General features: G+C 46.7%; 16 protein-coding genes. 13 read left to right on the forward strand and 3 right to left on the reverse strand.

The features are described from left to right. Positions 1-35: 35 nt before the first annotated feature. From FS818_RS04880 to FS818_RS04895, 4 genes are all read left to right on the forward strand, one after another. Positions 36-2,585, forward strand: coding sequence for a beta-mannosidase (locus FS818_RS04880; protein ID WP_145330117.1), 2,550 nt, complete (start codon positions 36-38; stop codon positions 2,583-2,585). Between the two features lie 206 nt (positions 2,586-2,791). Continuing rightward, positions 2,792-3,361: a hypothetical protein gene (locus tag FS818_RS04885; RefSeq protein ID WP_145330119.1), complete on the forward strand. Its 570-nt coding sequence runs from the start codon at positions 2,792-2,794 to the stop codon at positions 3,359-3,361. Between the two features lie 116 nt (positions 3,362-3,477). After that, positions 3,478-4,182, forward strand: coding sequence for a response regulator transcription factor (locus FS818_RS04890; RefSeq protein WP_145330121.1), 705 nt, complete (start codon positions 3,478-3,480; stop codon positions 4,180-4,182). Beyond that, entirely contained in the window at positions 4,179-5,219 is a 1,041-nt protein-coding gene (locus FS818_RS04895) for a sensor histidine kinase (RefSeq protein WP_145330123.1), read from the forward strand. The genes FS818_RS04890 and FS818_RS04895 overlap by 4 nt, the downstream gene beginning before the upstream one ends. A gap of 212 nt (positions 5,220-5,431) precedes the next feature. On the opposite strand, the gene FS818_RS04900 is transcribed toward FS818_RS04895, so the two are convergent. Together FS818_RS04900 and FS818_RS04905 are read right to left on the reverse strand one after the other, a co-directional pair. Beyond that, complete coding sequence (locus FS818_RS04900) at positions 5,432-6,097, reverse strand: hypothetical protein (protein ID WP_145330125.1); 666 nt, start codon at positions 6,095-6,097, stop codon at positions 5,432-5,434. Positions 6,098-6,156: 59 nt separating this feature from the next. After that, a complete protein-coding gene (locus FS818_RS04905; protein WP_145330127.1) occupies positions 6,157-6,678 on the reverse strand; it encodes a zinc metalloprotease in 522 nt (173 codons plus the stop codon). Positions 6,679-6,905: 227 nt separating this feature from the next. Here FS818_RS04905 and FS818_RS04910 point away from each other — a divergent pair, with 227 nt between their 5' ends. From FS818_RS04910 to FS818_RS04930, 5 genes are all read left to right on the forward strand, one after another. Further along, entirely contained in the window at positions 6,906-7,583 is a 678-nt protein-coding gene (locus FS818_RS04910) for an SOS response-associated peptidase (protein ID WP_090920826.1), read from the forward strand. A gap of 294 nt (positions 7,584-7,877) precedes the next feature. Further along, the gene (locus FS818_RS04915) at positions 7,878-9,011 is read left to right on the forward strand and encodes an NADH-dependent flavin oxidoreductase (protein ID WP_145330129.1); all 1,134 of its coding nucleotides are present in this window, start codon (positions 7,878-7,880) and stop codon (positions 9,009-9,011) included. A 171-nt stretch (positions 9,012-9,182) separates the two neighbouring features. Continuing rightward, on the forward strand, positions 9,183-9,950 hold the full coding sequence (locus FS818_RS04920; protein ID WP_145330130.1) for a DeoR/GlpR family DNA-binding transcription regulator: 768 nt from the start codon (positions 9,183-9,185) through the stop codon (positions 9,948-9,950). Between the two features lie 283 nt (positions 9,951-10,233). After that, positions 10,234-10,692 carry an OsmC family protein gene (locus FS818_RS04925; RefSeq protein ID WP_145330132.1) on the forward strand — a complete coding sequence of 153 codons (459 nt, stop codon included), beginning with the start codon at positions 10,234-10,236 and terminating at the stop codon, positions 10,690-10,692. Between the two features lie 58 nt (positions 10,693-10,750). Next, positions 10,751-11,347 carry a DUF2062 domain-containing protein gene (locus FS818_RS04930; protein ID WP_145330134.1) on the forward strand — a complete coding sequence of 199 codons (597 nt, stop codon included), beginning with the start codon at positions 10,751-10,753 and terminating at the stop codon, positions 11,345-11,347. Here FS818_RS04930 and FS818_RS04935 read toward each other — a convergent pair. Beyond that, positions 11,325-12,254, reverse strand: a complete 930-nt coding sequence (locus FS818_RS04935) for an AEC family transporter (protein ID WP_145330136.1) — start codon at positions 12,252-12,254, stop codon at positions 11,325-11,327. The genes FS818_RS04930 and FS818_RS04935 overlap by 23 nt on opposite strands. A 222-nt stretch (positions 12,255-12,476) precedes the next feature. Between FS818_RS04935 and FS818_RS04940 the strand changes: the two genes are divergently transcribed. The 4 genes from FS818_RS04940 (at position 12,477) to FS818_RS04955 (ending at position 15,797) form a co-directional block, all read left to right on the forward strand. Continuing rightward, positions 12,477-13,559: a lactonase family protein gene (locus FS818_RS04940; protein ID WP_145330138.1), complete on the forward strand. Its 1,083-nt coding sequence runs from the start codon at positions 12,477-12,479 to the stop codon at positions 13,557-13,559. Between the two features lie 481 nt (positions 13,560-14,040). Continuing rightward, positions 14,041-14,673, forward strand: a complete 633-nt coding sequence (gene hxlA, locus FS818_RS04945; protein ID WP_145330140.1) for a 3-hexulose-6-phosphate synthase — start codon at positions 14,041-14,043, stop codon at positions 14,671-14,673. Positions 14,674-14,677: 4 nt separating this feature from the next. Next, a complete protein-coding gene (gene hxlB, locus FS818_RS04950; protein WP_145330142.1) occupies positions 14,678-15,241 on the forward strand; it encodes a 6-phospho-3-hexuloisomerase in 564 nt (187 codons plus the stop codon). A 181-nt stretch (positions 15,242-15,422) separates the two neighbouring features. After that, the gene (locus tag FS818_RS04955; protein WP_145330144.1) at positions 15,423-15,797 is read left to right on the forward strand and encodes a winged helix-turn-helix transcriptional regulator; all 375 of its coding nucleotides are present in this window, start codon (positions 15,423-15,425) and stop codon (positions 15,795-15,797) included. Positions 15,798-16,025: the final 228 nt, after the last annotated feature.

Here is a 16,025-nt window from a genome sequence, read left to right on the forward strand (position 1 = left end):
ATACGTTGGATACTCTAACGACATGGGAGGCTGTCATGAGCACAAACCTATCGCAACGATTTGAAAACTGGACGTTCAAGGCTAGTGAAGATCAGGAATGGATGCCGGCTCAGGTGCCTGGATGCGTACATACCGATTTGCTGAGACTAGGTAAGATTCCTGACCCATTTTACGGGACAAATGAAAAGGAAGTGCAGTGGATCGACAAGAAGGACTGGGAGTACCGTGCAACGTTCGATATTGAACCTTCCTTATTCACGCAGGAACATCTGGAACTTGTTTTTGACGGACTGGATACGTATGCGGATGTATATGTGAATGACACACATGTGTTGTCCGCGGATAACATGTTTCGAGTATGGAAGGCAGATGTAAAAGCATTCGTGAAGGAACAGGGAAACATGCTTCGCATTCATTTCCGTTCTCCCATTCAGGAGGATTTACCGAAGCTGGAGAAGCTGGGATATGCCTTGCCTGCATCCAATGACCAATCTGACGTGGGCGGTCTCGGGGATAAACGAGTCAGTATCTTTGCGCGCAAAGCGCCATATCACTACGGCTGGGATTGGGGTCCGCGTTTTGTCACCAGTGGCATCTGGCGTGAAGTTAGGCTTGAGGGATGGACAGATGTGAAAATCAATGATCTATTTCTCCGTCAGAATGAAGTAAATGCCACATCGGCACAAGTCACCGCCGTGGTAGAGGTGCAAACTTCGCAGCCTATAGATACCGTTATTCGCATAGGTGCAGATGGTCAGCGCTGGGAGAAGGCCGTATCTTTGCAAGCAGGTTCCCATACGGTAGAGGTCCCGATCTCGATTCAGAATCCAAAGCTTTGGTGGAGCCGCGGATTGGGTGAAGCGTATCGATATACGTTTGCTGCCGAATTACTTCAAGGTGAGCGTGCTGTCGCAACGTACGAGGTCAAAACAGGACTTCGTTCCATCCGTCTTGTGCGTGATCCGGACGAAGCCGGGGCTTCCTTTTATTTTGAACTGAACGGAGTTGCGGTGTTCGCTAAAGGAGCCAACCACATTCCTAATGATAGCTTTATCACCGAAGTGACACGCGAACGGTACATGCATGAGATCATATCGGCAGCGGAGTCCAACATGAATATGCTACGTGTATGGGGCGGTGGTTTTTACGAAGAGAATATATTCTACGACTTGTGTGATGAATACGGTATCATGGTATGGCAGGATTTTATGTTTGCATGCAGCATGTATCCGGGTGACGAAGCGTTCCTGAACAGTGTCCGTCATGAAGCGATTGACAATGTGAAACGTCTGCGCAACCATCCGAGTATTGTCCTGTGGTGTGGCAACAACGAGATTGATTCGGCTTGGGCGCACTATATTGAAAATGGTGGCTGGGGCTGGAAAAAGGATTACAACGCCGAACAGCGCGAACGCATCTGGGCGGATTATGAAGCCATTTTCCATGACCTACTGCCAGAAGTGGTCGAAGCGTATGCACCTGGTATCGACTACTGGCCTTCTTCCCCTATGGTGTCGCTGACAGGAGATGAAAAACAGCACGCCCATCCGTCTACATCGGAAGGAGACATCCATTATTGGGGCGTGTGGCACAATGTCGAGCCTTTTGAAAATTACAATACTTATGTAGGCCGTTTTATGAGTGAGTATGGGTTCCAGTCGTTCCCTGAATACAAGTCGGTACGCACATATGCCGAGGAAGAGGACTTGGCGCTGGAGTCAGGGGTCATGCTTGCACATCAGAAGAACGGTGCGGGTAATCGGCTGATCAAACAGTATATGGATATGTATTTGCATGAACCGAAGGATTTCCCATCCTTCCTGTATATGAGTCAGGTCCTTCAAGCAGAAGCGATGAAAACGGCAATTGAAGCCCACCGCCGCCGTAAACCGTACTGTATGGGCACGCTCTACTGGCAGATGAATGACTGCTGGCCTGTCGCTTCGTGGGCGGGGATGGATTATCTTGGTCGCTGGAAGGCATTGCAATATTATGCGAAACGTAGTTTCAATGACGTATTGGTCTCTGTGGACGGTACCAAAGAAGATGTTACCGATATCTATGTGATTTCGGATCAATTGAAAAAGGTGGAAGGGCAACTCCAAATTCAATTGATTGGGTTCGATGGCATGGTGCACCGGGAAGAGACTTTTGCAGTAAACGTAGCATCCAATTCAGGCGAGAAGTTGTTGTCCTTACATAATGCAGACTGGCTCGAAGGGCATGATGCTGCGACGACGCTACTGCGACTCGCTCTCCGTCAAGAGGGATTAACAGACATTGTGCAGGAGCATTACTTCGTGCCTTCGAAAGACCTTGTGCTTCAGCCTGCGAGCATCAGAGTTAGCGGAGGAGCCGATGAGGATGGTGTACATCTAGTGCTGGAAAGTGACGTTCTTGCCAAGCAGGTGTGGATGTCTTCGGAAGTTGAAGGGGTCTTCTCGGATAACTTCTTTGATCTGATTCCCGGGTTTCCGGTAAAGGTGAAGTTCACCTCCAGAGAAGGGTTACAGCAAGCAGATGTCATTTCGAATCCAGGAGCGGTCGAGGTTCGATCCATGGCTGATTTTATTCGAGTGAAGTAAATGTGAGGCAAGGAGAAATTAAGACTTAGCAACGAATGATACGGTTGAAGTCTCTCGTGAAGAGTGATTTCAACCGTTTTTTATAAGAGGATAGATACAAAAATGTACATCGTAATGGTTTCGTAATATTTTGATTAGAGAATCGTAAGTTGTTTTCCTTATTGTAGTCCATGCAAGTAACTAAACCATGGAGAGTGATAACAATGATGAAAACAAGCAAAAGCAAAAAAATGATCGCAGCAGCGGTGTTGATGATGTCTATGACTTTTTCAGGATTAGCAAGCGCAAGTCCAGCAGAGATGAAAATGATTAAAAAGGATGGAATGGAACTTGTTCAATTGAGACAGGCGGCAAAAATGTATGGTTACAGCATTATGTGGGACAGCAAAGACCGTTCGGTCACGTTAATGTACATGGACAATATGCACGACACGATGATGAAAGACAATATGACTATGAAAGACGATATGAAAATGAAAAATGACATGATGATGGACGATGATATGATGAAGCAAGATGACACGAAGATGGCTGATAACATGATGATGGAAGACAACCAAATGAATAAAGAAGACATGATGAAGGACGACATGATGATGGAAGGTGCTATGATGCCTGCGGCTAAAACGATTAAATTGTGGGTTGGTTCTACCAAAATGATGGTAGATGGCATGCAGGTTAGTTTGAAGTCGATGCCCATGATTCATGAGGGCAACACATATGTAACGGATATAGTCATTTCCAAATACATGATGCCGATGAAGGCTATGAAGTAAAGGTAACGAAGTAAACGTAAAAATTGAAAGTAAGGCAGATCAATAACACTGAAACATGATCCTTGCCCTGTGATATGATGATGCCAGATGTTTGTTATGAATATGGGGTGAGTTCATTGAATGAGCGTATCATGGTTGCCGATGATGACAGTAATATTACAGACGTTTGTCGCAGGTACCTCGAAAGGGAAGGTTATTCCGTGGTGACAGCTAAGGATGGTATGGAGGCGATTGAGTTGTGGCGCAGTCACACGCCTGATTTGATTGTGCTCGACCTGATGATGCCACATAAAAATGGATGGGAAATCTGTAACGAGATTCGGCAAAGCGAGGATGTACCCATTGTTATGCTGACTGCTCGCGGAGAAGAGCAGGATCGACTGATGGGTCTGACGATGGGAGCAGATGATTATCTGACCAAGCCGTTTAGTCCGAGAGAACTTGTTCTGCGTGTCAAAGCGATATTGCGCAGAGTGCGAACGGCACAGGTGTCGCTTGCCACTCATTCATCACATACGATTCGTTATGAAGGGCTGACCATTGATTTTGTGAAACGCGAGGTAGAGATTGACGGACGGCTGATGGACTTGACGGTTACTGAGTTTGAAATGTTGTATCTGTTAGCCAGCCACCCGGGACAGGTATTTTCGCGTAGTCAGATGTTAAGCAAAATCTGGGATTTTAGCTACGAAGGAGATACGACGACCGTAACCGTGCATATTCGAAGATTACGAGAGAAGATCGAGCAAAATGCTTCAGACCCGAAATATATTAAAACGGTTTGGGGTATAGGTTATAAGTTTGCAGGTGGGACATCGTGAAGCTACGCACGTATCTGGTATCGTCCAGTCTTCTGGGCATTGGTGTACTGCTGATTTGTTTGTTCGTCAGTTATTCCAAAATGCTTCTCACCATCGATCAATTGTATTGGCTGTCAGGGATAACGGCCGGAGTAGGTTTGCTTTCGTTTGTTCTCCAGTATGTATTAACGAAGCCATTGGAAAAATCAATAGCTCGTATTGCCGAGCGTACGGTGAAGGTAGCCGAAGGGGATTTCCATACGGAAGTCCCTCTCATCGGACCACAGGAATTCAAACTGCTGGCACAGCAATTTAATGAAATGAGTTCCAGACTGAAGGATAGTTTTGACGATCTTCATCAATCCGAATCGGCCAGGCGTGAGCTGATAGCGAATGTGTCTCATGACTTACGTACACCACTGGCCTCGATTCAGGCCTTTGTCGAAGCGCTGGAGGACGATGTCATTAAGGATGAAGCCACCTTTCAGCGTTATCTGAATACGATTCGCCTTGAAACGAAGAGGCTGGGAGGGCTGATCCAGGACTTGTTTGATCTATCAAGTCTGGAAGCCCAAGGGGAGCCATTTGATCCAGAGCCCAGTCATGTTGATGAGTTGTTGCTTAGCACACTCGAGAGCTTTTCGTTCCATCTTGCCGAGAAACAGCTGAATGTGGAGATTGAGTTGCCTGATCAATTGCCAGCTGCCATGATGGTGCCTGCACAGATGAAACGGGTGGTTTCCAATTTATTGCAAAATGCCATCCAATACTCTTCTACTGGAGGCACAATCACGCTTACTGCAACAGAGCAGGGATCATTTTTGCAAATTACGGTGATGGATCAAGGTGAGGGGATAGAAGCGGAAGAAAAGACACGTATTTTTGAACGGTTTTACCGGATTGATAAATCCCGTAGTAAAAGTAGTGGTGGTGCGGGACTTGGACTCGCGATCGCTCAATCCATCGTGGAAAGGCACGGAGGAGAAATTGGGGTTCAGAGTAAGAAGGGAGAAGGCAGCTGTTTCTGGTTTACTCTTCCGGTGTGTGTCAATCGCTAGCATCTGCATTGAGAGATTTGATCATAGCAATAACGTAAAAACGTGCCACCCTGTATTCAGGGCAACACGTTTTTTTATTTTATGTAGAGCGGCATGTTGAGGTGGGCATCAAGCAAGCAAGTAAGCAAGCAAGTAAGCAAGCAAGTAAGTAAGTAAGAAAGTAAGTAAGTAAGTAAGTAAGTAAGTAAGTTGATAAAAAGAAGAAATATACGTTATGGATTGGACTGTTCGTTTTTGATTTGTTGCAATTCGCTCAGGCTGAGTGTCAGATCATTCTCCGGATTTGCGCTGATAATCACCTCAGACTGGGATTGCTCGCTGGCTTGGTTTGATTTCGAAGCGGGTTTGACCACATAGAGACTTTGAACACTGTTCAGAAGGCTTGCAGGGGTGTCCTCATACGTTTCGAGAAAAAGTACATAATCCTTGGCTTGCATAAGCTTAAGACTGTCATCGTTGACGATTTCGGTGTTGCCCAGTTGTCCGCCAAGCTGTTTGACTTCAAGCCGATCCCCGGCTGTGTAACCGCCTTTGTAGGATTCAGTCACCTGAACCGTATAGATCGTATAGATTTTGTCAAAAGAAACCTGTGCATCTGCCGCGCTTCCCGTTACGTCCATATTATGTTGATCTTGGAACTCGGGCGACACCCTGTCATCTAAAGCTTCAACCCGGGTTTGGATGACATTGCCCTTCACAATGGTATCGGCCCGTTGGGACAAGGCATCTACACTGCCATAAGTGGGATAATCTTCGGAGGCGATGATTGTGACAGGAGTACCCGGGGGAGATGCGGCCGGAGTTACTGGAGAGCAACCGACGACAGACAAGATAAAGATGGACGAGACGAGCAAGGTAAGTACTCGATTCTTTTTCATGGATTGGAATCCTCCTTGGGAATAAAATGTAAATTGGTGGAATGATGACGCACGAAAGATTAGTATCTGGATCTGACATTGTTGATATCGAAGGCTTGCGGTTTGGTCATGGAATTCCGGTTACGTGTGTAAGACATAATGGAAGGACTGTTCGTTGTAGGGTTGTCCCCAAGCCAGACGGAGTGGCCCAGTTCATGGACGAACACGCTTTGTATAAAATTGGATAGGTTGGATGCATCAGCAGTAATCGTGGAGGCGTTGAGTTCGATGCGGAAGTTGACAACCTGATTGCCGGAGACGGAAGCGTAGTTGACACCATAAGCGGTATTATTGAAGTTACCAGCGGTGATCGTGTTCGGAGAATTATTCGTTTTAACGAATTGCACTTTGGCTCCCGCATTGTTCCAGTTGGCAAGAGAGGCATCCATTGGACCCTGCCATGCAGAAGCGTAGTTGTAGGTCCGGATTGGAATGGTGGAACTTGGATAGCCGTAATTCAAAAAGGTTGCTGCATAGATCGTGCTGCCAAACATCGCAAGCGCAGAGAACAACATCAGACTCATTAAAAACTTCCTTTTCATACTTAAAACCTCCAATAAATGTATATTTTCTCTATTATAGTAACAAGGAAATGTGTACCTGAAATGAGTCTCAAGTCGTTGTTTTTGCCGTGGAAAAGAGGAAAAAAGCTGTGCCGCAAAGGAATGTTGTCACAACAAGTCGCTTTCTGTCCGGGAAACGTATGCATAAATTCCCTTAACTCACAAATAATACATTCAACCTGACTAGGAAAAAGGAGTGTATAGGGATGTGCGAACGTTTTTCACTTGCGGCTGATCTGGATGAAGTTCGGGATCATTTCAAGGTACAACGGGTCATGTATTATTATAAAAATCGCTATAATATCAGTCCAACGCAACATACACCGATCATTTTGCATCAGGATGGAGAGCGTGTGCTGGATGAGTTCCGTTGGGGATTCATTCCGTTCTGGGGGAGGGATGCGGTGAATGCCAACTTAATGACTGTGCATGAAAACCCCGCGTATTATAAGTTGGTAGAGACCAAACGCTGTGTTATTCCTTGCAATGGGTTGTATTATTGGCGGCAGGAAGGCAAAAAGCGTTATGCCGTGCGTGTTGTCATGCCGGATCGCGGACTTTTTGGCATTGCGGGATTGTATGAGATCTGGAAAGATACCCGCAAGCAACCGCTCCGTACCTGTACGATGCTCATGGCTGGCGCGAATCTGGCGACTCGTGAGTTTGGCAACAAGATGCCGGCTATTCTCATGGATGATGAGATCAACACCTGGCTTGATCCGGCCAATACCAGAGTTACACAGTTGTTGCCGCTGCTTAAAACATACAATCGCACAGAGATGAATCTATACCCGGTCACGCCGATGGTGGCGAACGACGAACATGATTGTTATGAATGTGTGGAAGAGATGGAGCAGAAGCTGGCTTACGTGCGGAGTTACTGAGGAATGACTTGAATAATGAATGCCTAAGGTAGTACTGAGGTTTTCTGAAGATGTAGCTAAGTTGTGTTTTAGTTTCTGAGTTTCTGAACTCTGGAAATGGTTAAAAAACGGGATGGGGTGTCCGAGGACACGCTATCCTTTTTACATTCGTCATCGTTTCCGTTACAGGCTGACAAGGAATGGAAAAAGGAACAGTTGCAATTGAGTCGAAACGTAACTATAATAATTACAGTAGTTGAATGTATATATCCATATATCTATTTAAAGAGATATAATATCAGGAGGGAACCACGAATGAATCCAAAGTATTCGAAAATGTTTGAACAAGTTTCACTGCCAAGCAGCGGCATTACACTGAAAAACCGGATCGTGCTTGCTCCTATGACTCATATGTCTTCTAATTCGGATGGCACGGTATCCGATGCTGAGCTTGCATATTATGCACGTCGCACAGGTGGGGCTGGCATGTCGGTTACAGCGGTAACCCATGTTACGCCTAACGGTATCGGCTTCCCTGCACAATTTGGCTCTTATGACGACGGCTTTGTGCCTGGACTGAAACGTCTGGCTGAAACGATTAAACAGCAAGGTTCTGTTGCCGTACTGCAAATGTTCCATGCAGGCCGTCTGACTCCGGAACAAGCCGTTCCTGCGGGCCAAGTGGTTGCACCTAGTGCAGTCGCAAGTGAACGTCCAGGTTCACCGGAACCAAGAGAAATGACGGATGAAGAGATTACTTCCGTCATTCGTGATTTCGGTGAAGCGACTCGCCGTGCCATTGAAGCTGGCTTTGATGGTGTAGAGATTCATGGTGCAAACGGTTATCTGATTCAGCAGTTTTTCTCTCCACATTCCAACCGGCGCGAAGATCGCTGGGGCGGTAGCGTAGAGAAACGTTTGGCGTTCCCATTAGCCGTTGTAGATGAGGTACAGCGTGTGGTTGCCGAGCATACTAAACTTCCATTCATTGTGGGTTACCGTTTCTCGCCGGAAGAGCCAGAAACGCCAGGACTAACCATGGAGGATACGTATGCACTGGTTGATGCTTTGAAAGATAAAAATCTCGACTATTTGCACGTTTCCTTGAATGAGTTCTGGTCGAAGCCAAGACGTGGTGAAGAGGATACACGAGCCAGAATTGAATTTATCCTGGATCGTGTTGGGGGTAAAGTACCTGTAATTGGTGTTGGATCGATTCATACCGCCGATGAAGCAGCAGAAGCGCTGGAAACGGGCGTACCGCTGCTTGCGATTGGACGTGAGCTGATCATCGAGCCAGACTGGGTCGAGAAGATTGAAAGCGGACGTGAAGAGGATATTGAGACCATTCTGACGAAATCCGATCAAGAGCGTTTGGTGATTCCTGATGGATTGTGGAATGCGATTATCCACACACCGGGTTGGTTCCCTATGGCAGAGGATAAATAATTCATCGGAATGACTGGATGGAGGGGGCGCAAGCCTCCTCTTTTTGCATATATGTATGAATGTTTAGGAATGTCATTTCTTGTAGATGTGTTAAATTCTCCTTCCAACCGCTCTATGGTATGATGGGATAACAGGATTAACTGGTATATTAACGGTTTGGAGTGAAGGAATATGCTCGTTGCGGAACGATATGAAAAAATTGTGGAATGGGTGGATGCGCATGGAAGCATGCGTGTCACCGAACTCAGTGAGCGCTGCGGAGTGACCGAAGAAACGATTCGTCGTGACTTGGACAAGCTGGAGCAGGCGGGCAGGCTTAGACGCTCGCATGGTGGAGCGGTAAGTGTGAAATACAAGGATGAGTCGCAAACCGAGATTCCCTATCCCGAGCGTGCTGTTGCTTATGCCGATGAGAAGCGTCGCATTGCAAGCGAAGCAGTAAAACTGGTGGAGCCCGGTGACCGGATTGCATTGGATGCAAGCACTACCGCGTGGTATATGGCAACTGGACTGCCCAATATTCCGCTGACGGTGTTAACCAATTCGATTAAAGTTGCCGCGGAGCTAAGTACGAAAGAACAGATTCGTGTCATTGCTACAGGCGGACAGCTTGCCTCAACATCCTTGTCCTTTGTCGGGCCGCTCGCAGAGCGCTCGCTGGATGCGTATCATGTGGATAAAGTGTTTTTGTCTTGCAAAGGTGTACATCTGACCAAGGGCATCAGCGAGTCGAATGAATTACAGGCTTTGGTGAAGCAGAAAATGATCCATATTGCGGACGAGGTCATTTTGCTAGCCGATTCGAGCAAATTTAACCTTCAAGCTTTTACAAGGGTAGCTGGCATGGAGAGTGTTGGGAAGGTCATCACCGATCAGGCTTTGCAGGATGGACATGTTGACGCTCTAAATGAGCTTCAAATTACGTGTATACGTGTATAAGCGTAACGGACGTAACAATATTAGAATGAATATTTATAAGTCGAACTCTTTATTTACACGTTAACGGAGAGGACAGAAAAAAACTGAAAAAGCGGAGCTAGAAGCTTTCTGAAAAGAAAGCTAACATCGGAAGCATACGCTTCGCCTTTATCACCGGATTTTTCCCTTTGGAAAAGGGAATCCAAAAAAATCTGGGGATAACAGCGATTGGAAGGTTATTCTGTCATCGGAGTGTCTGTGTAAATGTATTTATTTCGACTTATCATAGAAGGGATCGATAGCAATGAAACATCCGTTTCACTTAAAGGCGGTATGGAATGGCGGACGTAACAGCGAGGGCACGATTGATGCGGGAGGTTTGAAAACTGTCATTTCGATCCCGCAGGAGATGGGCGGCCCTGGTACAGGAACGAATCCGGACGAGATGCTGCTGGGGGCAGCGGCAACCTGCTACCTGATTACCCTTGCGGCCATGTTGGAGCGTTCAGATATTACACCTGACGAGCTGACGCTGGAATCGGAGGCAACGGTAGATGTGACCAATAATGTTTTTACGTATGAACGCATTGTGCATCGACCGCGAATCGTGCTTCCACAAGATGCACCCGAATCCGATCTGAGCAAGGCCGAAAAGCTGGCGCATAAGGCGGAAGCATCCTGCATGATCTCTCGCGCAGTAGCTGGCAATGTGACGATGGAAACCTGTCCGGTGATTGTAACCACTGGAGCGGACGCAGTGTGATATAATTGGTGGGTAGACGACATGATTCGTCATTTGTGCAAATAAGGAGAAATTCAGGATGAAAAACCGGAAGCGCAAACCCAATCGAATGGCACGTTTGACTCGTGCAATGAAACTGAATTTTCTCAAACTTTTACGTGCTCCCGGTGGTGCTCATAAGGTATCTACCGGATTTGCTATAGGGTTCGGTCTTGAACTGATCGTGATCTCGACTGCATCCCTGATTTATCTTGTGTTCTATCCGATTGTTCGTTTATCCGGTGGTTCCATGCCAGCGGCCATTGTAGGCAACGTTGTGGGCAAGCTTACATTTCTGCCGATTATTCTTATGCCACTTGCGAAACAGATAGGTTCATGGATTTTGCCAGCGCACAGTATGGGACAGGGGCCTATGCATGAGAGCGCATGGAGGGAACTGTTTCATGGAAACTGGTCGGCGGTAAGCGAACTTTTGCTCGGCGGACTTGATATTCTGGCAGGTATGAGTGTGCTTGGGCTAATTTTGGGATTCATTTCGTACTTTGTCGTCAAATACTTCTATGTCAGAGCTCTCCATCGGCGGCATGAACGCCGGCTGGAGAAGCGCCGCCAAGCGGCAAACGCTTCAGGCCTTAGTTCAGCACCTGTGCTGATCAGGAAGACATCACAATCATAATTGGCAGAAAGACCATGGAAACAGCGGTGGTCCACAGAATGCAGCGGGATACAAATTGCGGAGATGCACCGAACTGTTCAGCCAAAATAACAGCGTTCACTGCGGTTGGCATTGAGGCGAGGATAAGCAACACAGGGAATAATGTTCCTTCGACTTGCAATGCTTTCAGTATAAGCCAGGCTAAAATCGGTGCTGCAACCAGCCTGACAACAAGTCCGGCCCAAAAAGCCTTGCGAACATTAGGTTGCCAAGGTGCTGTAACTCCTTTGGGTCGTAACATCTGTGCGCCCAGGATCGCCAAGACAATGGGAGAATAACCGGCAGCCATCATCGAAATGCCCCCATCCAGAGCATCAGGAAGGGAAATGGCCGAGCTCCGCATGATGACTGCGATCACAGCTGCGTAGATGGTAGGCATGCGGAATACGGACAGCATCGCGTTTTTTACCGTGAATTCGGATCTTGCGGCAAAGAAAATACCTACCGTGTTGACGATGATCATCTGTCCAATGACATATACCGAAGCCTTGTCCAGTCCAAGCTGACCAAAGGCAAGCAACACAAGCGGGAGCCCGTAGTTCACACAGTTGGTGAATGTGGAGACGAGGGTCAGTCCTGCTTTTTCAGGTGCACCTAGACCAAAGATTCTGCTTATGATCTCAGCCAGAGCCCAGAGGGCGATCAGGTTGAGGATAGAAAACCAGAAAGTGCTTGTAACATCCGTCCAGGTAATCTCTGCGTGAAGCAGGGTATGGAAGATAAGCGCAGGACTTAAAATATAAAGTGAAAATGCCGAAAGCGGCCGTGTATCCCAGTCCTTGAAATGTTTTAACAATATTCCGCCAATGACGGGCAAGGATATGGGCAGAAACACATGGTAGAGCGTAATGAAAAACGAGGTAAACAATCTGTTCAGTCCTTTCTGGATGAAAAACCTATCTTATCATAGCAGGAAATGCTCGACAGTTGAATGTATAAGGACACAATCCTTCTACAGATACGCATTTCATTGCGTTAAACATGGCAGGCTCCGGTGGAGTGAGCAGGGGTCCGATTGCTATTTTGATATGGCAGATTTATTATAGAAGAGGTGCAACAAGATTACATACACATAGAGGAGGAAACTGTAATGAGTGAATCAAAACGCTTGCTCGTACTAGTCGGCTCTTATGCCGAAGCGGAAAATGAGGGCATTTACGCATATGAATTAAATGAGGATACAGGCAGTCTGGCGAAGCTGGACGGCATTGCGGGCGTGAAAAACCCGACGTTTGTTAACGTGGATGCGCAAGCAAACAAGCTATATGCGATTGGCGAAACGGCTTCTGCCGAGGGCAATAAAATGTCTGAAGCGGTAGCACTGAGCGTAGATCCTGCGACGGGTAAATTGGCTTTGCTCAATCGCAAAGACTCCATCTCTGCTCCGCCATGCCACATTCAGCGTGATCCTTCGGGTAAATATTTGATCCTGTCCAGCTATCACGGTGGATTGGTGGGACTTCAAGCCCTCACAGACAACGGAGAAGTTGGAGTGCTTTTGGACGAGAAGAAACATGAAGGCCACGGGGCACATCCTGAGCGTCAAGACAAGCCGCATGTACACTCCGCTTTCTTCAGCCCGGATGGTAAATATATGATGGTACAGGATTTGGGCGCAGATAAAATTGCGATCTATTCCATTAACGCAGACAGTAATGAACTGGTGCTTCACAGTGAAACGAAAACTCATCCGGGTGCTGGACCACGCCACTTGGCGTTCCATCCGAATGGTCAATTTGCCTATGTGATCAACGAAGTGGATTCGTCTGTCACATCTTACAAGTATGATGCAGCTGCGGGTACGCTGACTGAAATCTCCAATATTTCAACGCTTCCAGACGGCTATGACGGTGCGGAGAATACTACTGCTGAGATCACGGTTTCGAACGATGGCCGTTTTGTGTATGGTTCCAACCGTGGACATGACAGTATCGTCGTATTTGCAGTAGATGCAGACAAAGGTCATCTGACCCTGGTAGAGCATGTCTCCGCAGAAGGACAGCACCCGCGTCATTTCGCATTGACACCGAATGGCAAACTGTTGATTGCGGCTAACCGTGATACAAACAACATGGTTACCTTTACGGTGGATCAGGAGAGCGGCCGCCTCAAATACACAGGTCACAGCACAGGCGTATCCAAGCCGGTATGTGTGAAACCTGTATATCTGTAATAGGTCGATGTATAAATAGAAATGGACATACAGCACTTATGTTGCTGTGAAAAATCAAGAAGAATCCTGCCTGAGAAGACAGGGTTCTTCTTTTTCTTTTTTTATGAAATGTCTTTAAAAAGTGAATAACATCCATTGTAAGAAATCTACATCATTGATGTTGTACAAACAAAACGCTGTTGGTAAACAGCACTGAGAAATATATTCGTATAACAACGACTAATATCCATTAGTTTCTCCCAAGTAACTACCTCACTTGAAAGTGCGTACTTCCTGAATGGATAGTCAGGCTCTACAATGAACTAGCAACCACCATTACAAGATGCTGGCCTCAGCAACGGATCATTGGCGGTAAGGATAAACATTTGGACTTGTATAAGTTGAACTATTTTTACACGTCATCGGAGTGGATAGTGTAAAGTCTTTATTCCAACTTATACAGCATCATTAATCAACCTCAAATACAAAGGAGACATAAAACATGAAATTACAACTCGCACTTGATTTGGTTAACATCCCTGAAGGTATCGCACTGGTTAAAGAGGTAGAGCAATATATTGATATCGTTGAGATTGGCACACCGATTATTATTAATGAAGGATTGCATGCTGTAAAAGCAATGAAGGAAGCTTATCCTAACCTGCAAGTCCTTGCGGACCTGAAAATTATGGACGCTGGCGGATATGAAATTATGAAAGCAGCTGAAGCGGGTGCAGACTTGATCACCGTTCTGGGTGCAAGTAACGATATGACGATCAAAGGTGCTGTAGAAGAAGCGAAAAAGCAAAACAAAGAAGTTCTCGTGGATATGATCAACGTGCCTAACCTGGAACAACGCGCACGTGAAGTTGACGCTCTGGGCGTAGACTATATCTGCGTTCACACCGGTTATGACCTGCAAGCGGTTGGACAGAGCCCATTCGAAGATCTGCAAACGATCAAAGCTGCAGTCAAAAATGCAAAAACTGCGGTTGCTGGCGGTATCAAATTAGACACTTTGCCAGAAGTTGTGAAAGCACAGCCTGACTTGGTCATCGTTGGTGGCGGTATTACAGGGCAAGCTGATAAAGCAGCTGTAGCATCCGAAATGCAGCGCCTTGTTCAGCAAGGGTAAGCTGATGAGTAGCAAACAATACGCCGCAGATATCCTGAAGGAACTGGAACGCACGTTAAGCCAGCTTGACGATGCCGAGATGCAGGCGATGGCAAAACAGTTGTTAGCTGCGGAACGCATTTTTGTAGCCGGGGCGGGTCGTTCAGGCCTCATGGGAAAAGCATTTGCGATGCGATTGATGCAGATGGGACTGACCGTTTACGTCGTAGGCGAGACCGTGACACCGGGGATCAGCTCCGCAGATTTCCTGCTGTTATGTTCTGGTTCTGGAGAGACAGGCGGTCTGGCGGCCATGGCACGAAAAGCGAATCAAGCGGGTGCACCTGTAGGATTGATCACAATTAAGCCGGAGTCTACAATTGCACAGCTGGCACAAGCGGTCGTTCGTTTGCCTGCCTCTGCCAAGGAGGATACGGCGGGAGCCGGAGCGGATGTAACCATTCAGCCCATGGGTTCCTTGTTTGAACAGAGCCTGTTGTTAAGCATGGATGCGCTGATCCTCACCATGATGGAGTTGAAGGGCATGACAGGTGCAGATATGTTCAGCCGGCACGCAAATCTGGAGTAGTCCCATTGAAGTGCTCGCGCGTTTAATATAGCTAATAAAGAAATAGACCGGAGTCCTGTGCAAATGCAAGGATTGCGGTCTTTTCTGTGAAAAAGAAGAGCAAACTTTGCATTCCGTCCGTGCTGTAGTAAAATGAAGTATTAGAGTTTGATATCGTACGAGATAAAGGGGGCTTGGAGCCATGGCGTCCGAAGTCAAAGAACGCATTAATTTAAAGGAAATCAACTGTGAAAAGGAATTAACGCTGGCGGTGATTGGTGGCAAGTGGAAACTGATTATATTGTGGCATCTGGGTCTGGAGGGCACCAAACGTTTCAGTGAGTTGAAACGCCTGATCCCCCATATCACGCAAAAGATGCTGACAAACCAGCTGCGGGAGCTGGAAGAGGACAAACTGGTGGAGCGCAAAGTGTACGCCGAAGTTCCGCCCCGAGTCGAATATTCACTGACGGATCATGGGCAGAGTCTGATGCCGGTGTTGCATGCGATGTATAACTGGGGCAAAAACTACGGTGAGAATGTCATCTGGAAAGCGGATGAAATGAATATCTTATAGTACAACAATGAATATCTATAAGAATCAGAAATAAATGATCGATTAATAAACGTTAAGTAAACTGGACACTTCCGGTGCTTGACGTTTTTTTACTTTTCCAGCCGGATTGATTTCTGCAGATTTAAACCAAAAGTCTCATAATCAGGAGATGTCATGTATCTATTAGTATAGTATGGTACGATGAGAGATATTGGAAATGCGAGGAGGATGACAAACAAGATGACAATC

This window comes from Paenibacillus xylanexedens, assembly GCF_007680605.1.
Lineage (GTDB): Bacteria > Bacillota > Bacilli > Paenibacillales > Paenibacillaceae > Paenibacillus > Paenibacillus xylanexedens_B.

Bases quoted from the DNA above. Each gene is read 5' to 3' on its own strand.
- FS818_RS04905 (WP_145330127.1), bottom strand. From the start codon at position 6,678: ATGAAAAGGAAGTTTTTAATGAGTCTGATGTTGTTCTCTGCGCTTGCG.
- FS818_RS04920 (WP_145330130.1), top strand. From the start codon at position 9,183: ATGCTCGTTGCGGAACGATATGAAAAAATTGTGGAATGGGTGGATGCG.
- FS818_RS04940 (WP_145330138.1), top strand. From the start codon at position 12,477: ATGAGTGAATCAAAACGCTTGCTCGTACTAGTCGGCTCTTATGCCGAA.
- FS818_RS04925 (WP_145330132.1), top strand. From the start codon at position 10,234: ATGAAACATCCGTTTCACTTAAAGGCGGTATGGAATGGCGGACGTAAC.
- FS818_RS04930 (WP_145330134.1), top strand. From the start codon at position 10,751: ATGAAAAACCGGAAGCGCAAACCCAATCGAATGGCACGTTTGACTCGT.
- FS818_RS04910 (WP_090920826.1), top strand. From the start codon at position 6,906: ATGTGCGAACGTTTTTCACTTGCGGCTGATCTGGATGAAGTTCGGGAT.
- FS818_RS04885 (WP_145330119.1), top strand. From the start codon at position 2,792: ATGAAAACAAGCAAAAGCAAAAAAATGATCGCAGCAGCGGTGTTGATG.
- FS818_RS04900 (WP_145330125.1), bottom strand. From the start codon at position 6,097: ATGAAAAAGAATCGAGTACTTACCTTGCTCGTCTCGTCCATCTTTATC.
- FS818_RS04915 (WP_145330129.1), top strand. From the start codon at position 7,878: ATGAATCCAAAGTATTCGAAAATGTTTGAACAAGTTTCACTGCCAAGC.
- FS818_RS04880 (WP_145330117.1), top strand. From the start codon at position 36: ATGAGCACAAACCTATCGCAACGATTTGAAAACTGGACGTTCAAGGCT.
- hxlA (WP_145330140.1), top strand. From the start codon at position 14,041: ATGAAATTACAACTCGCACTTGATTTGGTTAACATCCCTGAAGGTATC.
- FS818_RS04955 (WP_145330144.1), top strand. From the start codon at position 15,423: ATGGCGTCCGAAGTCAAAGAACGCATTAATTTAAAGGAAATCAACTGT.
- hxlB (WP_145330142.1), top strand. From the start codon at position 14,678: ATGAGTAGCAAACAATACGCCGCAGATATCCTGAAGGAACTGGAACGC.